Here is a 19,608-nt window from a genome sequence, read left to right on the forward strand (position 1 = left end):
TCACACTCGCTAAAAACAGTCATTCTACCTGAATACATCATCAAGGCTGAGAGGTTTTCCCATGAATAATTATGGAAGATATATCAAGAATTATCGCTGATTAGCCGAACTTAAGACTTTACAAACCCTATCTGGTTTGTTATAAGTTTTGACCGAACAACAATACGCATACTTACTTATCGCTATGAATTCTTCACTGCTTGCCATGATTACCATGAAACCCGGCACCATTATGATGCTCCGGGGGGGTTATCGTGGATAGCTGAAAAGCAGAAACGAGCCCCCGCACCCTAACCGGTCCGGGGGCTTTTTTATGACCATTTGCCACTGACAGGAAATGACAGCGTGAACGAGTTGAACCTTCGACTGATCACCACCAGTGATCCCGGCAGCCTTGAACAAATTCTCCAGTGCAGCAGCGAGAACGGGTTACACCTGAAAAGTTTTGTTGCTGAGCTGAACAGCAAAAAAGATCAGTATGAAATCAAGATGTGCGTTTCCGGTTTTACCAGTCAGCATCAGATTGTTGGCAGGCTGGCTCAGCAGAAACACATCCGTGAGCTGAGCCCGATAAAATCCCGTGGGTTACTCTGAATGACACGAAGCTATTGGCCTCTGGCGACAGGATGCAGGGGGTCTGTTATCCATTCGCTCCATGAGCCGGGGTACAGTGTGGCACCCGACAAACCCGCAAGCTCCATGGCAAAAATATTGTGACAGGCGGTAACACCGGAGCCACAGTAGAAGACAGGCCGGGAGTCGTCGCCAACCAGTGCAGTAAATAGCTCCCGCAAGTGATCCGCTGAAAGAAAGCGGCCATCTTCATCCAGGTTTTTGGCGAATGGATGGCATACCGCCCCGGGAATGTGCCCAGCCTGCGAGTCCAGGGTTTCTTCTTCTCCACGGAATCGCTCATAAGCCCTGGCATCAATCAGTTTATAACTAAGGCTATCTTCAGTTTCTATCTGCGCCATAAGATCCTGCGCTGAAACCGTTGGCATATGTCCCGTGGTAAAATCAGCCTGAGTTTCTGCCACTTCAGACACATCGTTAGTCACAGGATAACGGCCCGCCTGCCAGGCTTTCATGCCGCCATGCAGAATCATAGCCTGAGAGATACCCGCCCAACGTAACAGCCACCAGGCCCTGGCGGCCATGGCATGACCGCCATCATCATAAACAACGACCTGAGAGTGCTTATCCATTCCCCAACGACGGAGTGTTGCCTGCCAGTCTGCCGACTCGGGCAGTGGATGCCTGCCAGTTTTACCGGGAATAATCAAACCGGAGAGATCTGCTTCAAGATCAGCATGGAGCGCTCCCGGAATATGTCCCTGGTGATACATCACCCGTCCCTGTTTCGGGTCGGCGAGACTGAATCGAGCATCCAGAACCAGCAGATGTTGGTCGTTCAACAGGGTAGCCAGCATCTCCGGCTCTATTAATAAAGGCATCACTTACCTCTGTCTGGCTGCTAACCGAGGCGGAGCCCAGTGCAGCTAACACACCACTATGAAACATTTATGAAGGTTTACTTTTCTTGCCACACAGTAAAAAAATGACAGTGGCTTTGCAACCAGTCCTGATAACCGTGGTTCGAAGGGAGGAATAGTTCGGAGGAAAGGGAAGTTAAGAAGAGAAATAAAACCCACCAGCAGAGCTGGCGGGGTCACATCCGTGTGACAAGTGCATCCATGCAAGGTTTACGTTATCAATACACTCGTGATGGCAATAGCAGTGATTACGCGAAAAAATGTGAGATATGTCTCACACTTTCATCATTTTCCGGTTGCAGGCTTGTCCACTACCTTGTCGTCACGAAGCACTTTTTCCGAAAGCAGGTTGCTCAACTCTCCGTTATCCGGCGTTTTCAGGATGATTCGGGTTTCTTCGGAAGACTCGTCAAATTCGATGCCCGGAGAGTAAGCAGGCTCTTCCACCGGCGTGTCTATGACCTCCTGCTGTATCGGAATGACTTCCGTTACGGGCAATGGTTCAGGCTCATCCTTTTTAGCCAGCAAAAACCAGCCAGTCACACCCAGAGCCAGAAGAGCCGCCAGCACTACTGCAATTGTCTTGTTACTCATGCCCATCCTCACCCATAGCCGGAAAGCCTCCAAAACTTATTCAAGAGCGGAGACGAGCCCCGCTCCATCAAACTATCGCATTCGAACAACCCGAGTCGTGTTACCCTGCGTCAAAATCTTCACCGCATCACCCACCTGCATAGGCGCTTTTGAGTCAACCTCCTGAACCACTGAAATATATTTTCCACTATCAAGCCGAATGGTCATCTCAATACCCTGCTGTGTGGTCAGCTGTTTTTCAGCCCTGCTCCCCAGCACACCACCGGCAACTCCGCCCAGGATAGCGGCAATATCACTGCCTCTGCCACCGCCAACACTGGATCCTGCAATACCACCAATGGCCGCACCGGCCACAGTACCCACAGCACCTTCAGTGCCTTCCAGTGTTACATATTGCAGCTCGGAAACAGTGCCAAAACTGACCTGCTGGATTCTCCGGGCCTCACTGCTTGAATAGGTTGTCCCTGTGCTGTCCGTCATACACCCTGACAGCAGAGCGGCAAAAGTGAGGGGCAATATGGCCCAATAGCGTCTCAAATTCATGTCGTTAACTCCTTTTGGGAAAACAGGAAAGACCTTTCCTGTTAACCGACCCAGACCCGTGCGTTGCGGAACATTCTCATCAACGGTGCATCTTCACCCCAGTGTTCTGGGTGCCAGCTGTTTTGAACTGTACGGAATACCCGCTCAGGATGGGGCATCATAATGGTAACCCGACCATCGGCAGAGGTCAGGCCAGTAATTCCCTGCACCGAGCCGTTGGGGTTGTAGGGATAACGTGTGGTGGGCCTGCCCTGGTTATCCACAAACTGCAAAGACACCTGACCACTGTTCGCCAGCCGCTCCAGGTGAGACGGATCGGCAAACTCGGCATGCCCTTCCCCATGAGCGACAGCAATTGGCATACGGGCACCCTCCATCCCCCGGAAGAGGATTGAGTGGCTCTTCTGAACCTTAACCATCGCCACCCGGGCCTCAAACTGCTCAGACTGGTTGCGGACAAAGTGAGGCCAGTAGTCAGCACCGGGAATCAGGTCATGCAGATTGGAGAGCATCTGACAGCCGTTGCATACACCCAAGGCAAAACTGTCGCGACGATCGAAGAAGCGGGCAAACTGATCACGGGCCTGTTCATTAAAGAGAATCGACTTGGCCCAGCCTTCTCCGGCTCCCAGAACATCCCCATAAGAGAAGCCACCACAGGCCACCAGACCTGTAAATTCATCCAGAGTACGTCGACCGGACAGGATATCACTCATGTGCACATCAACTGTTTTGAAACCAGCCCGGTCAAAGGCCGCCGCCATTTCTACCTGACCATTGACACCCTGCTCCCGCAAAATGGCCATGGCTGGACGAACACCGGTGTTGATATAGGGAGCCGCCACATCCAGAGAGATATCGTAAGGCAGGGAGGCATGAAGCCCGTCATCATGATCATCCAGCAGGTTATCGAACTCCTGTCGTGCACACTCGGCATTGTCCCGCAGCGCCTGAATGCGATAACTGGTTTCTGCCCACCAGCGCTGGAACTTGATCCGGCTTTCACTGACCAGCTCGGCTCCATTGAACCGGAACGATACCCGCTGGCCAGCAGCCAGGGTACCGATGGCGTGAGAACAGGCAGCAAGACCATGCTGAGCCAGGATATCCTTAACAAGGCCTTTCTCGCGGTGGCGCACCTGGATAACCGCACCCAGCTCTTCATTAAACAGAGCTGGCAGAACCATGGACTTGTTGCCAGCCAGCTTATCCAGATCAACCGCAATACCGGTATGGCCAGCAAACGCCATCTCAATCAGGGTGGTAAACAGGCCACCGTCGGAGCGGTCGTGGTAGGCCAGCAGCAGGTCTTTATCCATCAGTTCCTGAATGGCATTAAAGAATCCTTTCAGATCTTCCGGAGAGTTAACATCCGGTGCCGAGTCACCTAACTGACCATAGACCTGGGCCAGTGCTGAACCACCCAGTCGGTTGTGATCACGGCCAAGGTCAATCAACAGCAGATCAGTATTACCCTGATCCGTCCTCAGTTGAGGCGTCACCGTCTTGCGAATATCCCGAACCGGGGCGAATGCCGAGATAACCAGCGACAGTGGTGAAGTGACACGCTTATCTTCCCCATTTTCCTGCCATTGGGTGCTCATGGACATGGAGTCTTTACCCACCGGAATAGCAATACCCAGTGCCGGGCAAAGCTCCATACCCACGGCCTTAACCGTATCAAACAGGTTTTCATCTTCACCGGGATGACCTGCTGCGGCCATCCAGTTGGCCGACAGTTTGATATCGCCGATTTTACCAATACGGGCAGCAGAGATATTGGTGATCGCCTCGCCAATCGCCATGCGCCCGGAAGCAGGAGCATTGATCAGGGCAAGCGGTGTGCGTTCCCCCATGGACATGGCTTCGCCGGTATAGCCCTGAAAAGCCGTTGCGGTCACCGCGCAGTCTGCCACAGGCACCTGCCAGGGGCCCACCATCTGGTCACGATTAACCAGACCGGTAATGGTTCGGTCGCCAATGGTGATCAGGAAGTTCTTGCTGGCAACGGATGGCAGTTTTAATACCCGCTCCATCGCTTCCAGCAGCTTGATGTCGGTCAGGTCCAGGGGATCACGCTCGAAGGACTGACGTTGAATCTCACGGTGCATCCTGGGTGGTTTACCCAGCAGCACATCCAGCGGCATATCCACCGGGTGATTATTGAAGTGGCTGTCATCCAGCAGCAGCCGCTGCTCTTGGGTCGCCTCACCTACCACGGCATAAGGGCAACGCTCCTGCTGACAGACCTCCTCGAAGCGGGGAAGGTCTTCTGCAGCCACCGCCATCACATAACGTTCCTGGGACTCATTACACCAGAGCGCCAGCGGCGACATGCCCGGTTCATCATTATGAATGGCACGCAACTGGAAGTGACCGCCCCGGCCACCATCACTGACGAGTTCAGGCAGTGCGTTGGAGAGACCACCGGCCCCCACATCGTGAATAAATGCGATGGGGTTCCTGTCCCCCTGCTGCCAGCAACGGTCGATCACCTCCTGGCATCGACGCTCCATTTCCGGGTTGTCTCGTTGCACACTGGCAAAGTCCAGGTCTTCCTGACCTTCACCCGATGTCATGGAAGAGGCCGCGCCACCACCCAGGCCAATCTGCATGGCAGGACCGCCCAGGACAATCAGCCTGGCACCCACCGGGATCTCCCCTTTTTCAACGTGTTCAGCTTTGATATTGCCAAGACCACCGGCCAGCATAATGGGCTTGTGATAGCCACGAACCTCATAGCCTGCAACGCCTTTGACGCTGGCCTCAAAGGTACGAAAATAGCCACACAGGTTTGGACGACCAAACTCATTATTAAAACCGGCACCGCCTAATGGGCCTTCGATCATGATTTCCAGCGGCGAGACAATGCGGCCTGGCTTGCCATAATCCTGTTCCCAGGGCTGTTGATAGCCTGGAATGTTCAGGTTAGATACGGTGAATCCGGTCAGACCGGCCTTGGGCCTGGATCCCTTACCGGTGGCACCTTCATCACGAATTTCACCACCAGAACCGGTGGCGGCTCCCGCCCAGGGTGCGATGGCCGTCGGGTGGTTGTGGGTTTCTACCTTCATGAGGATATGAATATCGTCCTCATTGAAACCATATTCACGGCTATCAGATTCCGGGTAAAACCGTTTTGCGTGAAAACCTTCAATAACCGAGGCGTTATCTTTATAAGCTGACAGCACCCCTTCACTGTGCAGGGCGTGAGTATTTCGGATCATCTTGAACAGGGAAAGGTCCTGCTCTTCACCATCAATACTCCAGGAAGCATTAAAAATTTTATGCCGACAGTGTTCCGAGTTCGCCTGGGCAAACATCATCAACTCAACATCCGTAGGATCCCGTTCGAGTTTTTGATAGCTCTCTATCAGATAGTCGATTTCATCCTCAGCCAGAGCCAGGCCCAGGGAAAGATTAGCCGCAGCCAGTGCCTCTCTGCCGCCTTCCAGAATGGACACAGTAGTCATCGGGGCTGGCTCGGCCACAGCAAACAGTTTGGTAATTTCACCCTCATCACGGAAGACAGCCTGGGTCATCCGGTCATGGAGCAAATCTGCAATCCGTGCTTCCTGATCTTCTGATAAACGGGTATCCGCAAACACCAAAAACCGAACGCCTCGCTCGATTCGCTGGATCATACCGAGGCCACAATTGTGAGCAATATCGGATGCTTTACTGGACCAGGGGGAAATCGTGCCCGGACGGGGAACCACCAGAAATTCTGCCCAGGAAGAAAAGCTGTCAGGTTCTATCTGTTGAATCTTTGGGCCGTAAGTCAATAGTCTGGCCAGAATATCAGACTGCCTCTCACTCAGACCTTGTGCACAGGACGACTGGATTTTCACATAATGCTGGAATTCAGCAACAACACAGGAGATCTCTGGCACTCGGCTCTGCAGCTGAGCAAGCAACTTTTGACGGCGGAACTGGGAAAGTGCAGGGGTGCCACGCAGTATCAGCATGTTCTGGTCTGTCCTCGGGCCAATTAACAGCTAGTGAGGAGCTACAGCCTGGGTGAGCTAATAATAAACATCAGGAAGCCCGGATGAGTGGCCACTTCCTGATTGGATTACAGCCAGCCCTTATGCTTTAGCCTCTCAACTCAGGGGGATATTCAAAGGCTGCCTATAATAATCGAAACCAGCCTTCGGAAACCAGCAGTCACAGGCTATTTATCAACAAAAGGCTGCTTTCCCCGCTGTTCACGAATTTGCTGACGGCGAAAACGAAAAAACTCGCTGATCATCCCACTGCATTCATCTTGAAGGACACCTCCGGTAACCTCTACCCGGTGGTTCATCTGAGGCTGTTCAAGAACCCTTGCGGCACTGACAATGGCACCGGCCTTGGGTTCTGTTGCACCGTAGATCAGGCGACGAATCCGACTGTGGACAATCGCACCTGCACACATGGTGCAGGGCTCCAGCGTAACATAGAGATCACAATCCAGCAGACGGTAGTTGCCAATGGCTGCAGCCGCTGACTGAAGTACCAGAATTTCAGCATGAGCAACGGGATTACAGGATGAAATAGGTTGATTACACGCCCGGGCGATGATCTGACCCTCCTTAACCACGACAGCACCGACGGGCACCTCGCCCAGGGTACGGCCTTTATCAGCTTCCAGCAGGGCTTCTTTCATCCAAATGGTGTCATCAATCACAAACTATCTACCAAACCTGACAATCTTGAGCGATTTTGCATCATGAAGTAAAACGGCAGGCTTTTCATCCCTTGATTGGCGAATTTATTTCAGCTTTTTATGAAATGTGACAATCCGCCGATTAAATCTATGGAATTTTTTCCCATGGCGAATGTCTGAGCTATATATAGTGTCTAAGCTATAAATAGCCTATCAAAAATAAATTGCTCAATTATGAAAAATAAATCACTGGAGGGAAGGGCCTGATGTCTTTCAAGCAGAATGTAGAACAGCATCTACAACACTTTGCCCAGAGCATCGGCCTGGGAGAACTCAAATTAAACGAACACGATGCCTGCGGGTTGTGTTTTGACGACACCCTGATCGTGAACATGGAGTATCTGGAAGATGATGAGGCGCTGGTATTTGTTGCTTCTGTTCGACCCATGATTACCCATGACAGTCCGGAGAAAACCACACTGCTGGAAAAAATGTGTTCACTGAACCTCCAGCACCATAGTATGCAGGGTGCCTTTCTGGCCTTGAACCATGACAAAACTGAAGTACTGCTGATTCGCTCCCTGCAGGCTTCCTGCGATTACGGTTTATTCGAGTCCACCCTGGAAAAGTTCGTCAACACTCTGGAATGGTGTGTCAGTGAACTGGATGAGTCCAAGCAGGACCAGACTTCTTCAACATCCACCCCTCCCCGCCCCCAGAGTGGTCCCGGAGGAGCCCCCGGAGGCCCCGGCGATATGGGAATGATGGTGTAACTCCCAAAATACCCAATACCATGAAGGGCTTTCACAGCCCTTCTTTTATTTCGCTGCATTTATTTTACCAACACCATTTCAGCTCGAAATCATCAGGCCGAAAAGAAAAATAGCAGCCTGTAATGGATTCGGGAATCCTTTATCCGGTTTTTCAGCCACGTATTGAGTAGAGCAACTATACTCTGCCGCGTCTGGATAATAACTCCATGCTGTCAGGGCAGGTAATGCTGCATTTACCGAGCATGGAAAGCAGAAGGATCTCGATAGCAGCATATCCATAGCAAGAAAAATAATGGAGGCATCAAGTTGGCTCAAACTTTTAACTATCTCACCAATGCGCTGCAAAGCACCGTGGAAAGCGGCAGGCTGATTGATATTCGTGGCCGTGTTACTGAAGTTCAGGGCATGATCATCAAAGCGGCGGTGCCTGGTGTCAAAATCGGTGAGCTCTGTGAGCTGGTATCCCCCAATAACCCTGATGACAGCGACCGGAACTCATACGCCGAAGTGGTCGGTTTCCAGGGACATGAGACGGTACTATCCCCCCTGGGTGAAATTATGGGGATCTCCTCCACCACTGAAGTTATTCCAACCGGCAAAGTACACCACGTAGCCGTTGGCCCTCACCTGCTGGGGCATGTGCTGGACGGTATGGGCAACCCATTAAACCCTGACGCATTTGATGGCATTGAGCCTGAAGCTCATTACCCGGTTTATACCGATGCCCCCGACCCCATGACCCGAAGAATTATTGACCACCCCATTCCCCTGGGCGTTAAAGCCATTGATGGCGTTCTAACCTGTGGTGAAGGGCAGAGAATGGGGATCTTTGCAGCGGCCGGTGGTGGTAAGAGTACCCTGTTGTCCATGCTGGTCAAGGGAGCGGAAGTGGATGTCACCGTACTGGCCCTGATCGGTGAACGGGGGCGGGAGCTGCGGGAGTTTATCGAGCACGACCTTGGCCCGGAGGGGGTTAAGAAATCGGTTATTATTGTGGCGACCTCCGACAAGTCCTCCATGGAGCGTTCCAAAGCCGCTTACACTGCAACAGCCGTTGCTGAGTTTTTTCGTGATAAAGGCAAACGGGTTCTTCTGCTTATGGACTCTGTCACCCGTTTTGCCCGTGCCCAGCGTGAGATCGGACTGGCCGCCGGAGAACCACCGACCCGTCGGGGTTTCCCGCCTTCGGTATTTGCCACCCTTCCCAAGCTGATGGAGCGCACCGGGATGTCAGATGTAGGCTCTATTACGGCACTCTATACCGTGCTGGTTGAAGGGGATGACATGACCGAGCCGGTAGCGGATGAAACACGCTCGATTCTTGATGGTCATATCATTCTCTCCCGAAAGCTGGCCGCATCCGGGCACTACCCGGCCATTGATGTGCTGGCCAGTGCCAGCCGTGTGATGAATGCCATTACTACCGAAGACCACCGGGCGGCGGTCAGTCGGGCAAGAGCCCTGATGTCCAAATATGAAGATATTGAATTACTGGTAAAAGTCGGGGAATACAAACAGGGGGCTGACCCACTGGCCGACGAGGCGATTCAGAAAATTGAAACCATCCGCTCTTTTCTCAAGCAGAGAACGGATGAACTGATGCCCCTCGACCAGACAATTGCCCAACTACAGCAAATCGTAGGTTACTGAGAAGATGCTGCATGATCTGCTGAAGGTTAAAAATATACGGGAGGAATCGGCTGAACGGGAGGTGAAGCGCTGTCAGCATGAGCTGGATCTCGCCCATCAGGAGGTCGAACAACGCAAGCAGGAAGTGGCACAACGTCAAAAGGATCTGGAAGAGTATGTTGTATGGCGCAGTCAAGAAGAACAGCGGCTATACGATAACATTATGAACACAAGTGTTCAGCAGCATGATCTGGATCTGTTGAAGCAGAAAGTTGCCATGTTACGGGAGAAAGATGCCTCCCTGGAACAGGCCATTGCCGATGCAGAAAAACGGGTGGTAGAAGCACAACAACAGGTAGTCAAAGCGGAGCAGGTCCTGGAAGAAGCGAGACAGGCTCACTTTAAAGCCAAGATGGCTGTGGAGAAGTTTGAGGAGTTCTGCAAGGTACAGGATGAAGAGGCTGAGAAAGAAGCCAAACGTCTTGAAGATCTGGAAATGGAAGAATTTACCGTCAAATCCAAGGAATAGGAGTTAACCATCATGTCAACACACGGCGTGAATCAAACCAACACTCAGCCAACTCCACCCCCGCAACAGAATGATGCTAACCAGCAAAGTCGCAATGTATCCGATAAGCAGGCTAACGACTTTGCGGATCGCATGGCAAAAGAAAAGCGTGGCAAAGAGAAAAAAACGGGTGGCGATAAGGAGCAAAGCCTGGAAAGTCTGGAAAGCCTGCTGGCCGAGCGGAACAAAAACTCTAAGAATGCCATCAGGGGACGCCAGGAAAAAGGTTCTCGCGAAGGTTCTCAGGAAGAGAAAAACAATGAGAATATGTTCAAGAATACCCGCGAAGACGCCTCTGAGCAGGTCATGGTCAATAACGCCCAGAACCCAATTAAAGCCGATACCCAGCTTCAGACCCAGATTCGTGAGATCCAGCAGGCCAGCAGCGTGAAAGAAGTTGAAGCTGCACTTCAGAAGATGGCCGATCAAATACAGGTGTCTGCCAAGGATGCGGTGAATGGGGCAGAGGTTCGCATTTCCCTGAAAGACAATGTGCTGCCGGGTACCGAGATCAGAATCCAGAGACACGGTGGCGAGTTGACAGTCACCATGAACACCACATCAGCAGAAGCCGGAAACTTTCTGGCCCAGCATGAAGCCAACCTGCAGAAAATGCTGGCTGAGCGATTCTCCAACGACAAGGTTCAGGTAAATATCAATATGTCAGGTGGCGATAACCAGGACAGTGATGGTCGCTCCCGTAACCAGTATGCGGCAGAAGATGATAACGACCAGAACTCTTCCAGAAACGACCGGGCATAGGTTGAACCATGGCAGCAGAAACTCTTGATCTACCCTCTGTCTCACCGTCGCAGCTGCTGCTTGGCCAAATCCTCAGCAACCGCCAGACAGAGCTTGCACTGCCGGTTAATGAGGACAGGTGGGACATATCCCTGGGCAGTATTGCCCCGGAAACCATGCCTGCTATCTGCATGCAGCTGGAAATCAATCACCAGCCCGTTTCTCTGTACACCGGCAGTGCCTTCATTGACCTGATCATGCCGGACAATCTGAACAGCAAGATACTGCTGAAACTGCCAAAAGACTTGATGCTGGCCGCTCTGGGAAACAGGCTGCAAACCCTGCTGGAGCATCTGATGCAGGGGCTTGGTATTGCCATCCAGTTTACTGACCTGGCACCGAATAAAGATAAATCAAAGCATGCAGAACTGGCGATGAATATCCGGATAGGCGGTACGCAGTACCCCATTTACCTGGAAAGCACGCCCATTGTTTTTGAGCTGCTCAAACTGCTGCCCACTCATATCCGGGAGCAATCCACCGATATACCTATCTGGGCAGGTCTTGAACTTGGACGGGCAAAACTGTCTAAAGAGGAAACCAGCGCCCTGGGTGTCGGTGACATTGTATTTTTTAATTACCACGTCACCGGGCAGCAGCTGATTATCAGAGTGAACCCGGATACGGCTTTCATCGGGGAAGCAGAGGGTTCTCACATCACCATCAAGCACAGGATGGACTCAATGGAAGACGATCAAATGCATCATGAACAGGAGCCTATCGACCTGTCAGATATTGAGATTGACCTGGTATTCGAAGTGGGGCGACAGCAGTTCACCGCACAGGAAGTCCAGTCTCTTCAGCCTGGCCATGTGTTTGAGCTGGATCGTCCCATCGAACAACCGGTTAAGGTTCGTGCCGGCGGCAAATTGATTGCCGAGTGCCAGCTGGTACAAATAAATAATCGACTGGGTGCACGTATTACCAGAATTGTCGACTGACTGACTACCTAAACAATAAAGTCTCTTGTTCATACTCTGAGACTGGAAAAGGCGACTATGGAAAGCGGCGCAATAACTCTCACCAGTCCATTTTATCTGATGATCCCACTGGCGCTGATGGCGCTGGTGCCCTTTCTTGCGGTGATGGGTACATCCTTCCTGAAACTGGTGGTGGTATTTTCCATTCTCAGAAACGCTACCGGTCTGCAGCAGATTCCTCCCAATATCGCCATGAATGCCCTGGCCATTATCCTGACGCTTTACATCATGGCACCGGTAGGTTTTGAGGCATGGGATATCGCGCAAGAGGAGAACATCAGCTTTCAGGGTGAAGACAGTAGAGAGCTGATGAATAACATCGAGCTGCTGATAGCCCCCTATCGGGACTTCCTGAAAAAAAATACCACGGAGCGGGAAAGAAACTTCTTTCTGAAAACCGCAAGAATATTGTGGCCAAAGGCGTACCAGGCACAACTGAGCGCAGATGACCTGATAGTTCTGATGCCATCCTACTGTATCACTGAACTGACCAAGGCCTTCGAGATTGGCTTTCTGCTCTATTTGCCGTTTATCGTTATTGACCTGATCGTCTCTAACATCCTTCTCGCTATGGGTATGATGATGGTGTCACCCATGACCATATCCCTGCCCTTCAAGCTCTTGCTGTTCGTACTGCTGGATGGCTGGACCCGGCTAATCCACGGACTGGTGCTAAGTTATGCATGACCCGCATATACTGACACTCACAGCCCAGGCACTCTGGCTGACACTGTTACTGTCCATGCCTCCTATTATCGCGGCATCGGCGGTTGGCCTGCTGATCAGTTTGATTCAGGCACTGACCCAGATTCAGGAACAGACACTGCCATTTGCCTTCAAACTCGTCGCGGTCATTATCAGTATCTTCCTGACATCCCGCTGGATGGGCATCGAGGTTTATAACTTCTCAGTGGCCGTGATGGATATGTTCGAAAGGCTCTGACCATGATCCTGCCCATTGATGATCTGAAAGAGTGGTTTTACATCCTGTCAATGGGGATGCCTCGCATCGTTGCCATGTTTACCGTTCTGCCTATGCTGCACAAGCGGAACCTTGGTGGGTCCATGATTCGCAACGGCATCTGCATGAGCCTGGTGCTGTTCATGCACCCCATGCTGTCTGAGACCAAACCCGACGAAACACTGACAATCTACGACACCGGTGGCATCGTGATCAAAGAAGTCTTTATCGGTGCCATCATGGGTTTCGTCCTGGCGATCCCATTCTGGGCAATGGAAGCCGCCGGTTTTTTTATTGATAACCAGCGGGGTGCTTCCATGGCCAGTACCCTCAACCCGTTTTCCGGCGCAGAAACCTCCCCGATGGGCATCCTGTTCAGCCAGGCCTTTATTGCCATGATCATGACCAGTGGGCTGTTTCTATTGATGCTGGAAAGCATGATGCTCACCTATCAGGTCTGGCCGGTATTCAGCTACTTCCCAAATATCAATCAGGAAGCGGTGACGTTTTTCCTTGGCCAGTTTGACCTGATTATCAAACTGTCCATGTGGCTCTCTGCGCCGGTCATCATCTGCATGTTCATCACCGAATTTGGCATTGCCCTGATCAGCCGGGCGGCTCCCCAGCTGAACGTGTTCATCCTGGCCATGCCCATTAAATCCGGTGTTGCCCTTGCTATCCTGGTGGTTTACATCGGAACCATTCTGGAATTATCCCAAAAGCACATGATGGGAATCCCTGAGATGTTTGAATCATTGGGAGTGATCTGGAAATGAGTGCAGAAAAAACCGAACAGCCCACCCCCAAAAAACTCCGTGATGCACGGCAAAAGGGCCAGGTCGCCAAAAGTAAAGAAGTATCCGGCACCTTTAACCTTATCGCGGTACTGGCAACACTCTGGTACATGAGTGACACCTTTATTGACAAGATCAAGCAGATGGTGGTGTTTCCCACGTTGAGCTACAACGAACCCTTTGAAGTCTCTTTCAAAATCGTTACCCACGGTATTCTCAGTTTAACCATGGACCTGCTGATTCCCCTGGTCGCCGTCTCCATGTTTTCTGCCATTATCGGCAACGTCATGCAGTTTGGCCTGCTGTTTGCGCCTGAAGGCATTAAACCGGATATTGGAAAAATCAGCCCGGTTGGCGGCTTGAAAAAGATTTTCGCCATGAAAAACCTTATGGAGTTTTTCAAGTCGGTGATCAAAATCCTGTTTCTGTCATTTGTTGTGTATTACGTCATTTACAGCAGTGTGGGCGACATGGTTGACATGCCCTATTGCGGCACTTCATGCATTTTACCGGTCGCTGCCCATCTGATAAAAAAGCTGCTGCTCTACGCCATGGTTGCTTTCGTGATTATTGCGATTCTCGACTATATGTTTGAGCGCTACAACTTTATGAAGCAGAACCGGATGAGCAAGGATGAAGTCAAACGGGAACATAAAGAGAGTGAAGGTAGCCCGGAAATTAAAGGCAAGCGGAAGGAAATTCATCAGGAAATACTCAACCAGGCAGAAAACACCGGCAAATCAGACGTTGTTATTAAAAACCCGACCCATCTGGCCATTGGTTTGCAGTACCGCCAGGGTAAGACGCCACTGCCTGTTGTCACGGTTAAAGGTCGTGGTGGTCATGCCCGGTTTATTATCAAAATTGCTGAAAAAGAAGGCATCCCTGTTCTTGAAAACGTACCACTGGCGCATGCCCTGTTTCATTTAAACATTGCCGATTTTATTCCCGGCGAGCTGATTGAGCCCGTTGCCGAAGTATTCCGCTGGGTACAGGAAATTAAAGAGCAGGAAAATGAGGGTGAGTCGCCCGGCGAGTAGCTGACCGAATGAAATCGTATTTTATCCTATCCCCTCCCGTATCAAGACTTTGATCAGCAGTTCGACAACCTCCCGCTGCCTGTTCTGTGCTGCCAAAATCAGGGCAGTGACGCCATTGTCGGTACTGGCATTGAGCTCAGCGCCCTTGTCGAGCAACAGCCTGACAGTCTCCACGTGTCCATTCCGGGATGCAAACATCAGGGCAGTGGCACCATTTCCCATGCGGACATTGACCTTGGCGTCACTGTCGATCAACAGCCCGGCAACATCCCGATAGCCTCTCTCGCATGCCGACATCAAGGCAGTAAAACCATCGTTCCTGGCAACATTGACCTCAGTGCCGATGTCGATCAGCAGCTCGACGACCTCACGCCGCCCGTGCAGGGACGCCAACATAAGGGCGGTGGTACCATTTTTTAACACAACATCGACCTCAGCCCCCCTGTCGATCAACAGCCTGACAATCTCCACGTGTCCATTCTGAGATGCAAACATCAGGGCAGTGAGGCCAGTGTCCATAACGACATTGACGTCAGCGCCCCGGTCAATCAGCAACCTGGCAACCTCCCGGTGTCCTTTCTCGCAGGCAAACATCAGGGCAGTGGAACCATCATCCATGGCAACATCGATTTCAGAGTTGTTAGCAATCAGCAGCCGGGCAACCTCCAGATGCCCATTCCGGGATGCCAACATCAGAGAAGTGAAACCGTCGGGCATACAGACATTGACAGACGCGCCCTTGTCGATCAGCAACCAGACAATGTCACTGAAGCCGCTCCGGGCCGCAATCATCAGGGCTGTTAAGTCATCGTCGTTACTGGCGTTGACTTCGGCACCCCTGCTGATCAGCAGTTCTGTGGTGCCCAACTGCCCTTTCATGGCTGCCAACATCAAGGCATTGATGCCATCAGTCATACTGGCATTAACCTCAGCTCCCCTGACAATCAACAGCCTGGCGACCTCCCGCTGCCCGTTCTCCGATGCCGACATCAGGGCAGTCAAGCCATTGTCAGTTACGGCATCGACCTCAGCGCCACTTTCGATCAACAACTCCGCGACCTCACTCCACCCGCTCTCTGCTGCCAACATCAAAGCAGTGGAACCATCTGTCATAGTGGCATTGACATCAGCACCGCTGCCAATCAACAGCACGGCGACATCCCGGTGTCCACTCTGGGATGCCGACATCAGAGCAGTCAAGCCATTATCCACCCTGGCACTGACATCTGCACCTTTGTGGATCAGCAGCGCGGCGACCTCCCACTGTCCGCACCAGGATGCCGACATCAGGACAGTCAAGCCATTGTCCGTACTGTCGTTGACCTCAGCACCGCTGTTGACCAGCAGTTTAACGATCTCCCAATGTCGGTTACTGGCTGCAAATATCACGGCATTGGTACCATCATCCATCCTGGCTTTAACATCAGCGAACCTGCCGATCAGCAGCCGGGCAATCTCCAGATGCCCATACCGGGATGCCAACATCAGGGCAGTCAAGCCATCTTCACTGACAGCATTGACCTCAGCATCGTGGTCAATCAGCAGTTCAGCGACATCAGGCTTGCCGTACAGGGATGCCGACATCAGGACAGTCAAGCCATTGTCTGCACAGGCATTGACGTCTGCGCCGTTGCCGATCAGCAGCCTGGCAACCTTACGGTAGCCGTTATTGGCTGCCAGCTTCAGGGCTGTTGAACCATCATCCATAACGGCATTGACCTCGGAACCATTGTCGATCAGCAACTCAGCGGTCTCGCAATGCCCGTTTCCGGATGCCAACATCAGGGCTGTGGAGCCATTTTCCATAACGGCATTAACCTTAGCCCCCCTATTGATCATTAGCCTGGCAGCTTCCACGTGCCCGTTATCGGATGCCGACATCAGGGCTGTCCAGCCATTGAGATTGTCGGCATTGCTCCGGCAGACATTGAGCTCAGCTCCCCTGTCCATCAGCAGTACGATGATCTCCCGGTGCCCCCTGCTGGCTGCCAGCATCAGGGCAGTGGAGCCTTTGTTGGTAACGGCATTGATGTCAGCTCTGTTGTTGATCAGCAGGTTGGCGATCTCCCGGCACCCGATCAGGGATGCCGACATCAGGGCTGTGATGCCTTTGTCCGTAACGGCATTGACGTCAGCACCGCTGTCGATCAGCAGCCTTGCAATCTCAAGGTGCCCGTTCTGGGATGCCCATATCAGGGCGGTTAAGTCATGCTCCATAGGAACATTAACATTAACCCCCTGGAGCAACCGGGAACGAATCAAAGACTGATCCCCACGAATACAGGCGTAAAAAAATATCGGATCAGGGAAGTGTTCGTCCCGGTAATATTCACCGGTATGCTCATTCACCAGAGGCATCGGATTCTTCTGACAAGCCGCGCACTTACGTGTCCCGACCAGTTCTCTGGCAAAATCCCTGGAAACACGATCCAGGTCAAAGCGGTGCCCGCACCGGGTATTTACGAACACGGGTACTGCGTCACGGCCATGAAAAGCCCCATGTCCATTGGCACCAGAAACCTCATCCGACGACCCGGAGACCTCCATGGGAACGGAGGATGAATAATCGGGAGTGACATCCATAGAGCAAACACCCGCATGTGTTAATCAGTGACAGGGTTAGATGAACAATAAACAAAAAAATTCAATGCAATAACAACTGTTTAAAGGCGCTGGGAACACAGGCTGGCTTGATGCTGCCTCCGGGAGCCTACTCTCAGTCTTCCTTCCTGGCCAGGGCTGCGCTCAGGGCTTGCAGGCAGGCGATATTATTGTTTTCGGCAGCGATGGAGAGCGCAGTGGCACCATCCGTAGTCCGGGCGTTGAGATCTGCCCCTGCCGCAATCAGGGCTTGCAGGCAGGCGATGTGATTGGCCTCGGCAGCGACCATCAGCGGAGTACTCCCATCATCCGTGCAGGCAATGTTGGGATCCGCCCCTCCTGAGATCAGGGCTTGCAGGCAGGTGATGTTATTGTCCTGGGCCGCGATGTAAAGTGGGGTCGCCCCATCATCCGTGCAGGCAATGTTGGGATCTGCCCCGGCAATGAGCAGGACTAGCAGGCAGTTGACGTTATTGTGCTGGGCAGCAATGTACAGCGGGGTAGCACCATCGGTATTTCGGGCGGTGTTCAGCTTCGCCCCGGCAGTGATCAGGGCTTTCAGGCAGGCGATGTGATTGTCCTGGGCAGCAATGAACAGCGGGGTGGTGCCCGAATTCAGGGCGGCGTTGAAATCTGCCCCGGCAGTGATCAGGGCTTGCAGACAGGCGATGCTATTTTTCTGGACAGCGATGAACAGTGGGGTGGCCCCCGAAGTCCGGGCGGCATTGAGATCCGCCCCGGCAAGGATCAGGGCTTGCAGGCAGGTGATGTGATTGTTCTCGGCAGCGATAAACAGCGGTGTGGTATTCGAAGCCCGGGCGGCGTTGAGATCGGCCCCGGCATCGATCAGGGCTTGCAGGCAGGCGATGTAATTATGCTGGGCAGCGGTGAATAGCGAGGTGGCACCCGAAGTCATGGCGGCATTGAGCTTTGCCCCTGCGGTGATCAGGGCTCTCAGGCAGGCGATGCTATTCTGCTGGGCAGCAATCAACAACGGGGTGATACCATCTGAAGTTCTGGCGACATCAAGCTCTGCCCCGGCAGTAATCAGGGCTCGCAGGCAGGCGATGTGATTCTTCTGGGCAGCGATGAACAGCGGGGTAACACCTGTATTCAGGGCAGCATTGAGATCCGCCCCATCAGTGATCAGGGCTTGCAGGCAGGCGATGTTATTTTTCTGGGCAGCAATGTACAGCGGGGTGGCACCCTCCGGACCCTGAGCGGCATTGAGTTTCGCCCCGGCAGTGATCAGGAGGCGCAGGCAAGCGATGCTATTGTGACAGGCAGCGATGAACAGTGCTGTGGCACCCGAAGCCAAGGTGGCGTTGATATCCGCCCCCCCAGCCATCAGGGCTTGCAGGCAGGCGGTGTCATTATCCTGGGCAGCGATTAACAGAGGGGTGGCACCATCCGCAGACCGGACCGTGTTGGGATCCGCCCCCGCAGCCATCAGGGCTTTCAGGCAGGCGGCGTTATTGTTCTGGGCAGCGACGATCATTAGATCAACTGGCCGCCCTGTAATAGCAGACCTGAACGTTTTCCGGGCAATGCCGGGATCCAGCCTCAAAAGCGCGGCTAATTTCTCGACATCACCATTACGACAGGCTTGCAGTGGAAGGGCTTCGCAGAAGGGTGAGTCCTCATAAACACAGGCACCGGCCTCCCGTACCAGCGGTAACACTGCCTGGCGACAAATGCAACAGGTCCCTTGCCCGAATCCGGAACCGAGCCATCTCGAAATACAGTCCAGATCAAACCTGTGCCCGCATTTGGTTTTGACGATAACGGGTACCACACTACGGCCATGGAAATCCTCTTTGCAAATGGAACACTCATCATCACTGAATGACCCTGAAGTATCAGTAGATACAGGATAAGAGTAACAGCCAACGGGATTCATAAAACAGCCGTATTGGTAAATGGTGGAAAAAGCCTGGGGAAAAAGAATAAACAATAATTCAATATAAATAGCTGTTGCTGGTAAAGAAAAATTCCGAGAGCTTTTTTACGACGAAAATATTATAAATTTAATGACCGGAATGATCAGAAACAAACGACGTTGATCTGTCACGGTAAGATTCAAGCTGTTATTTTCCAGATTATTAATCCGATGCCGTTTATCATCTGAACAGACGATTGGCCCTTCTGAACGTGGTGAAAATATTCAGTGAAGAGTCAGGCAT

The 19,608-nt window shown here is 52.3% G+C and carries 18 protein-coding genes and 1 pseudogene; 10 read left to right on the forward strand and 9 right to left on the reverse strand.

Annotation, left to right across the window (positions count from 1 at the left end; genetic code table 11):
• Positions 1-345: 345 nt before the first annotated feature.
• Positions 346-594 carry a hypothetical protein gene (locus tag ACO6V1_RS01030; RefSeq protein WP_209275299.1) on the forward strand — a complete coding sequence of 83 codons (249 nt, stop codon included), beginning with the start codon at positions 346-348 and terminating at the stop codon, positions 592-594.
• A gap of 11 nt (positions 595-605) precedes the next feature.
• Here ACO6V1_RS01030 and ACO6V1_RS01035 read toward each other — a convergent pair whose 3' ends face one another.
• The 5 genes from ACO6V1_RS01035 to tadA all read right to left on the reverse strand — a co-directional run bounded on the left by ACO6V1_RS01035 (position 606) and on the right by tadA (position 7,299).
• On the reverse strand, positions 606-1,454 hold the full coding sequence (locus ACO6V1_RS01035) for a sulfurtransferase (RefSeq protein ID WP_422459414.1): 849 nt from the start codon (positions 1,452-1,454) through the stop codon (positions 606-608).
• 324 nt (positions 1,455-1,778) lie between these two features.
• On the reverse strand, positions 1,779-2,087 hold the full coding sequence (locus ACO6V1_RS01040) for a hypothetical protein (protein WP_422449148.1): 309 nt from the start codon (positions 2,085-2,087) through the stop codon (positions 1,779-1,781).
• Between the two features lie 72 nt (positions 2,088-2,159).
• Positions 2,160-2,630: a glycine zipper 2TM domain-containing protein gene (locus ACO6V1_RS01045; RefSeq protein ID WP_422449150.1), complete on the reverse strand. Its 471-nt coding sequence runs from the start codon at positions 2,628-2,630 to the stop codon at positions 2,160-2,162.
• A 41-nt stretch (positions 2,631-2,671) separates the two neighbouring features.
• Positions 2,672-6,598, reverse strand: coding sequence for a phosphoribosylformylglycinamidine synthase (gene purL / locus ACO6V1_RS01050; protein ID WP_422465447.1), 3,927 nt, complete (start codon positions 6,596-6,598; stop codon positions 2,672-2,674).
• Between the two features lie 206 nt (positions 6,599-6,804).
• Entirely contained in the window at positions 6,805-7,299 is a 495-nt protein-coding gene (gene tadA, locus ACO6V1_RS01055; protein ID WP_422449154.1) for a tRNA adenosine(34) deaminase TadA, read from the reverse strand.
• A gap of 245 nt (positions 7,300-7,544) precedes the next feature.
• Here tadA and ACO6V1_RS01060 point away from each other — a divergent pair, with 245 nt between their 5' ends.
• Positions 7,545-8,051, forward strand: coding sequence for a type III secretion system chaperone (locus ACO6V1_RS01060; RefSeq protein ID WP_101748737.1), 507 nt, complete (start codon positions 7,545-7,547; stop codon positions 8,049-8,051).
• 78 nt (positions 8,052-8,129) lie between these two features.
• Here ACO6V1_RS01060 and ACO6V1_RS01065 read toward each other — a convergent pair whose 3' ends face one another.
• The gene (locus ACO6V1_RS01065; protein WP_422449156.1) at positions 8,130-8,366 is read right to left on the reverse strand and encodes a hypothetical protein; all 237 of its coding nucleotides are present in this window, start codon (positions 8,364-8,366) and stop codon (positions 8,130-8,132) included.
• Between ACO6V1_RS01065 and sctN the strand changes: the two genes are divergently transcribed.
• Genes sctN through sctU form a run of 8 tightly spaced genes read left to right on the forward strand, consistent with a single transcriptional unit; the run spans position 8,358 to position 14,824 of the window.
• On the forward strand, positions 8,358-9,701 hold the full coding sequence (sctN, locus tag ACO6V1_RS01070) for a type III secretion system ATPase SctN (protein WP_422449158.1): 1,344 nt from the start codon (positions 8,358-8,360) through the stop codon (positions 9,699-9,701). The genes ACO6V1_RS01065 and sctN overlap by 9 nt on opposite strands.
• Before the next feature lie 4 nt (positions 9,702-9,705).
• Positions 9,706-10,209 carry a type III secretion system stalk subunit SctO gene (sctO, locus tag ACO6V1_RS01075; protein ID WP_422449160.1) on the forward strand — a complete coding sequence of 168 codons (504 nt, stop codon included), beginning with the start codon at positions 9,706-9,708 and terminating at the stop codon, positions 10,207-10,209.
• Between the two features lie 12 nt (positions 10,210-10,221).
• Complete coding sequence (locus ACO6V1_RS01080) at positions 10,222-11,010, forward strand: type III secretion HpaP family protein (RefSeq protein WP_422449162.1); 789 nt, start codon at positions 10,222-10,224, stop codon at positions 11,008-11,010.
• An 8-nt stretch (positions 11,011-11,018) separates the two neighbouring features.
• Positions 11,019-11,990: a type III secretion system cytoplasmic ring protein SctQ gene (sctQ, locus tag ACO6V1_RS01085; protein ID WP_422465449.1), complete on the forward strand. Its 972-nt coding sequence runs from the start codon at positions 11,019-11,021 to the stop codon at positions 11,988-11,990.
• 57 nt (positions 11,991-12,047) lie between these two features.
• The gene (gene sctR, locus ACO6V1_RS01090; RefSeq protein WP_422465451.1) at positions 12,048-12,716 is read left to right on the forward strand and encodes a type III secretion system export apparatus subunit SctR; all 669 of its coding nucleotides are present in this window, start codon (positions 12,048-12,050) and stop codon (positions 12,714-12,716) included.
• The gene (gene sctS / locus ACO6V1_RS01095; protein WP_101748640.1) at positions 12,709-12,972 is read left to right on the forward strand and encodes a type III secretion system export apparatus subunit SctS; all 264 of its coding nucleotides are present in this window, start codon (positions 12,709-12,711) and stop codon (positions 12,970-12,972) included. Before sctR ends, sctS begins: the two co-directional genes overlap by 8 nt.
• A gap of 2 nt (positions 12,973-12,974) precedes the next feature.
• A complete protein-coding gene (sctT, locus tag ACO6V1_RS01100; RefSeq protein WP_422465453.1) occupies positions 12,975-13,766 on the forward strand; it encodes a type III secretion system export apparatus subunit SctT in 792 nt (263 codons plus the stop codon).
• A complete protein-coding gene (sctU, locus tag ACO6V1_RS01105; RefSeq protein WP_101748638.1) occupies positions 13,763-14,824 on the forward strand; it encodes a type III secretion system export apparatus subunit SctU in 1,062 nt (353 codons plus the stop codon). Before sctT ends, sctU begins: the two co-directional genes overlap by 4 nt.
• Positions 14,825-14,845: 21 nt before the next feature.
• Here sctU and ACO6V1_RS01110 read toward each other — a convergent pair whose 3' ends face one another.
• From ACO6V1_RS01110 to ACO6V1_RS01120, 3 genes and pseudogenes are all read right to left on the reverse strand, one after another.
• On the reverse strand, positions 14,846-17,407 hold the full coding sequence (locus tag ACO6V1_RS01110; protein WP_422465455.1) for an ankyrin repeat domain-containing protein: 2,562 nt from the start codon (positions 17,405-17,407) through the stop codon (positions 14,846-14,848).
• Between the two features lie 133 nt (positions 17,408-17,540).
• Positions 17,541-19,106 (reverse strand): ankyrin repeat domain-containing protein, encoded by a 1,566-nt coding sequence (locus tag ACO6V1_RS01115; RefSeq protein WP_422459439.1) that lies wholly within the window; start codon positions 19,104-19,106, stop codon positions 17,541-17,543.
• A gap of 18 nt (positions 19,107-19,124) precedes the next feature.
• A pseudogene (locus ACO6V1_RS01120) lies at positions 19,125-19,325 on the reverse strand (RING finger domain-containing protein); the annotation flags it as partial.
• Positions 19,326-19,608 lie beyond the last annotated feature (283 nt).

Source organism: Endozoicomonas sp. ALC013 (assembly GCF_049310205.1).
Taxonomy (GTDB): Bacteria; Pseudomonadota; Gammaproteobacteria; order Pseudomonadales; family Endozoicomonadaceae; genus Endozoicomonas.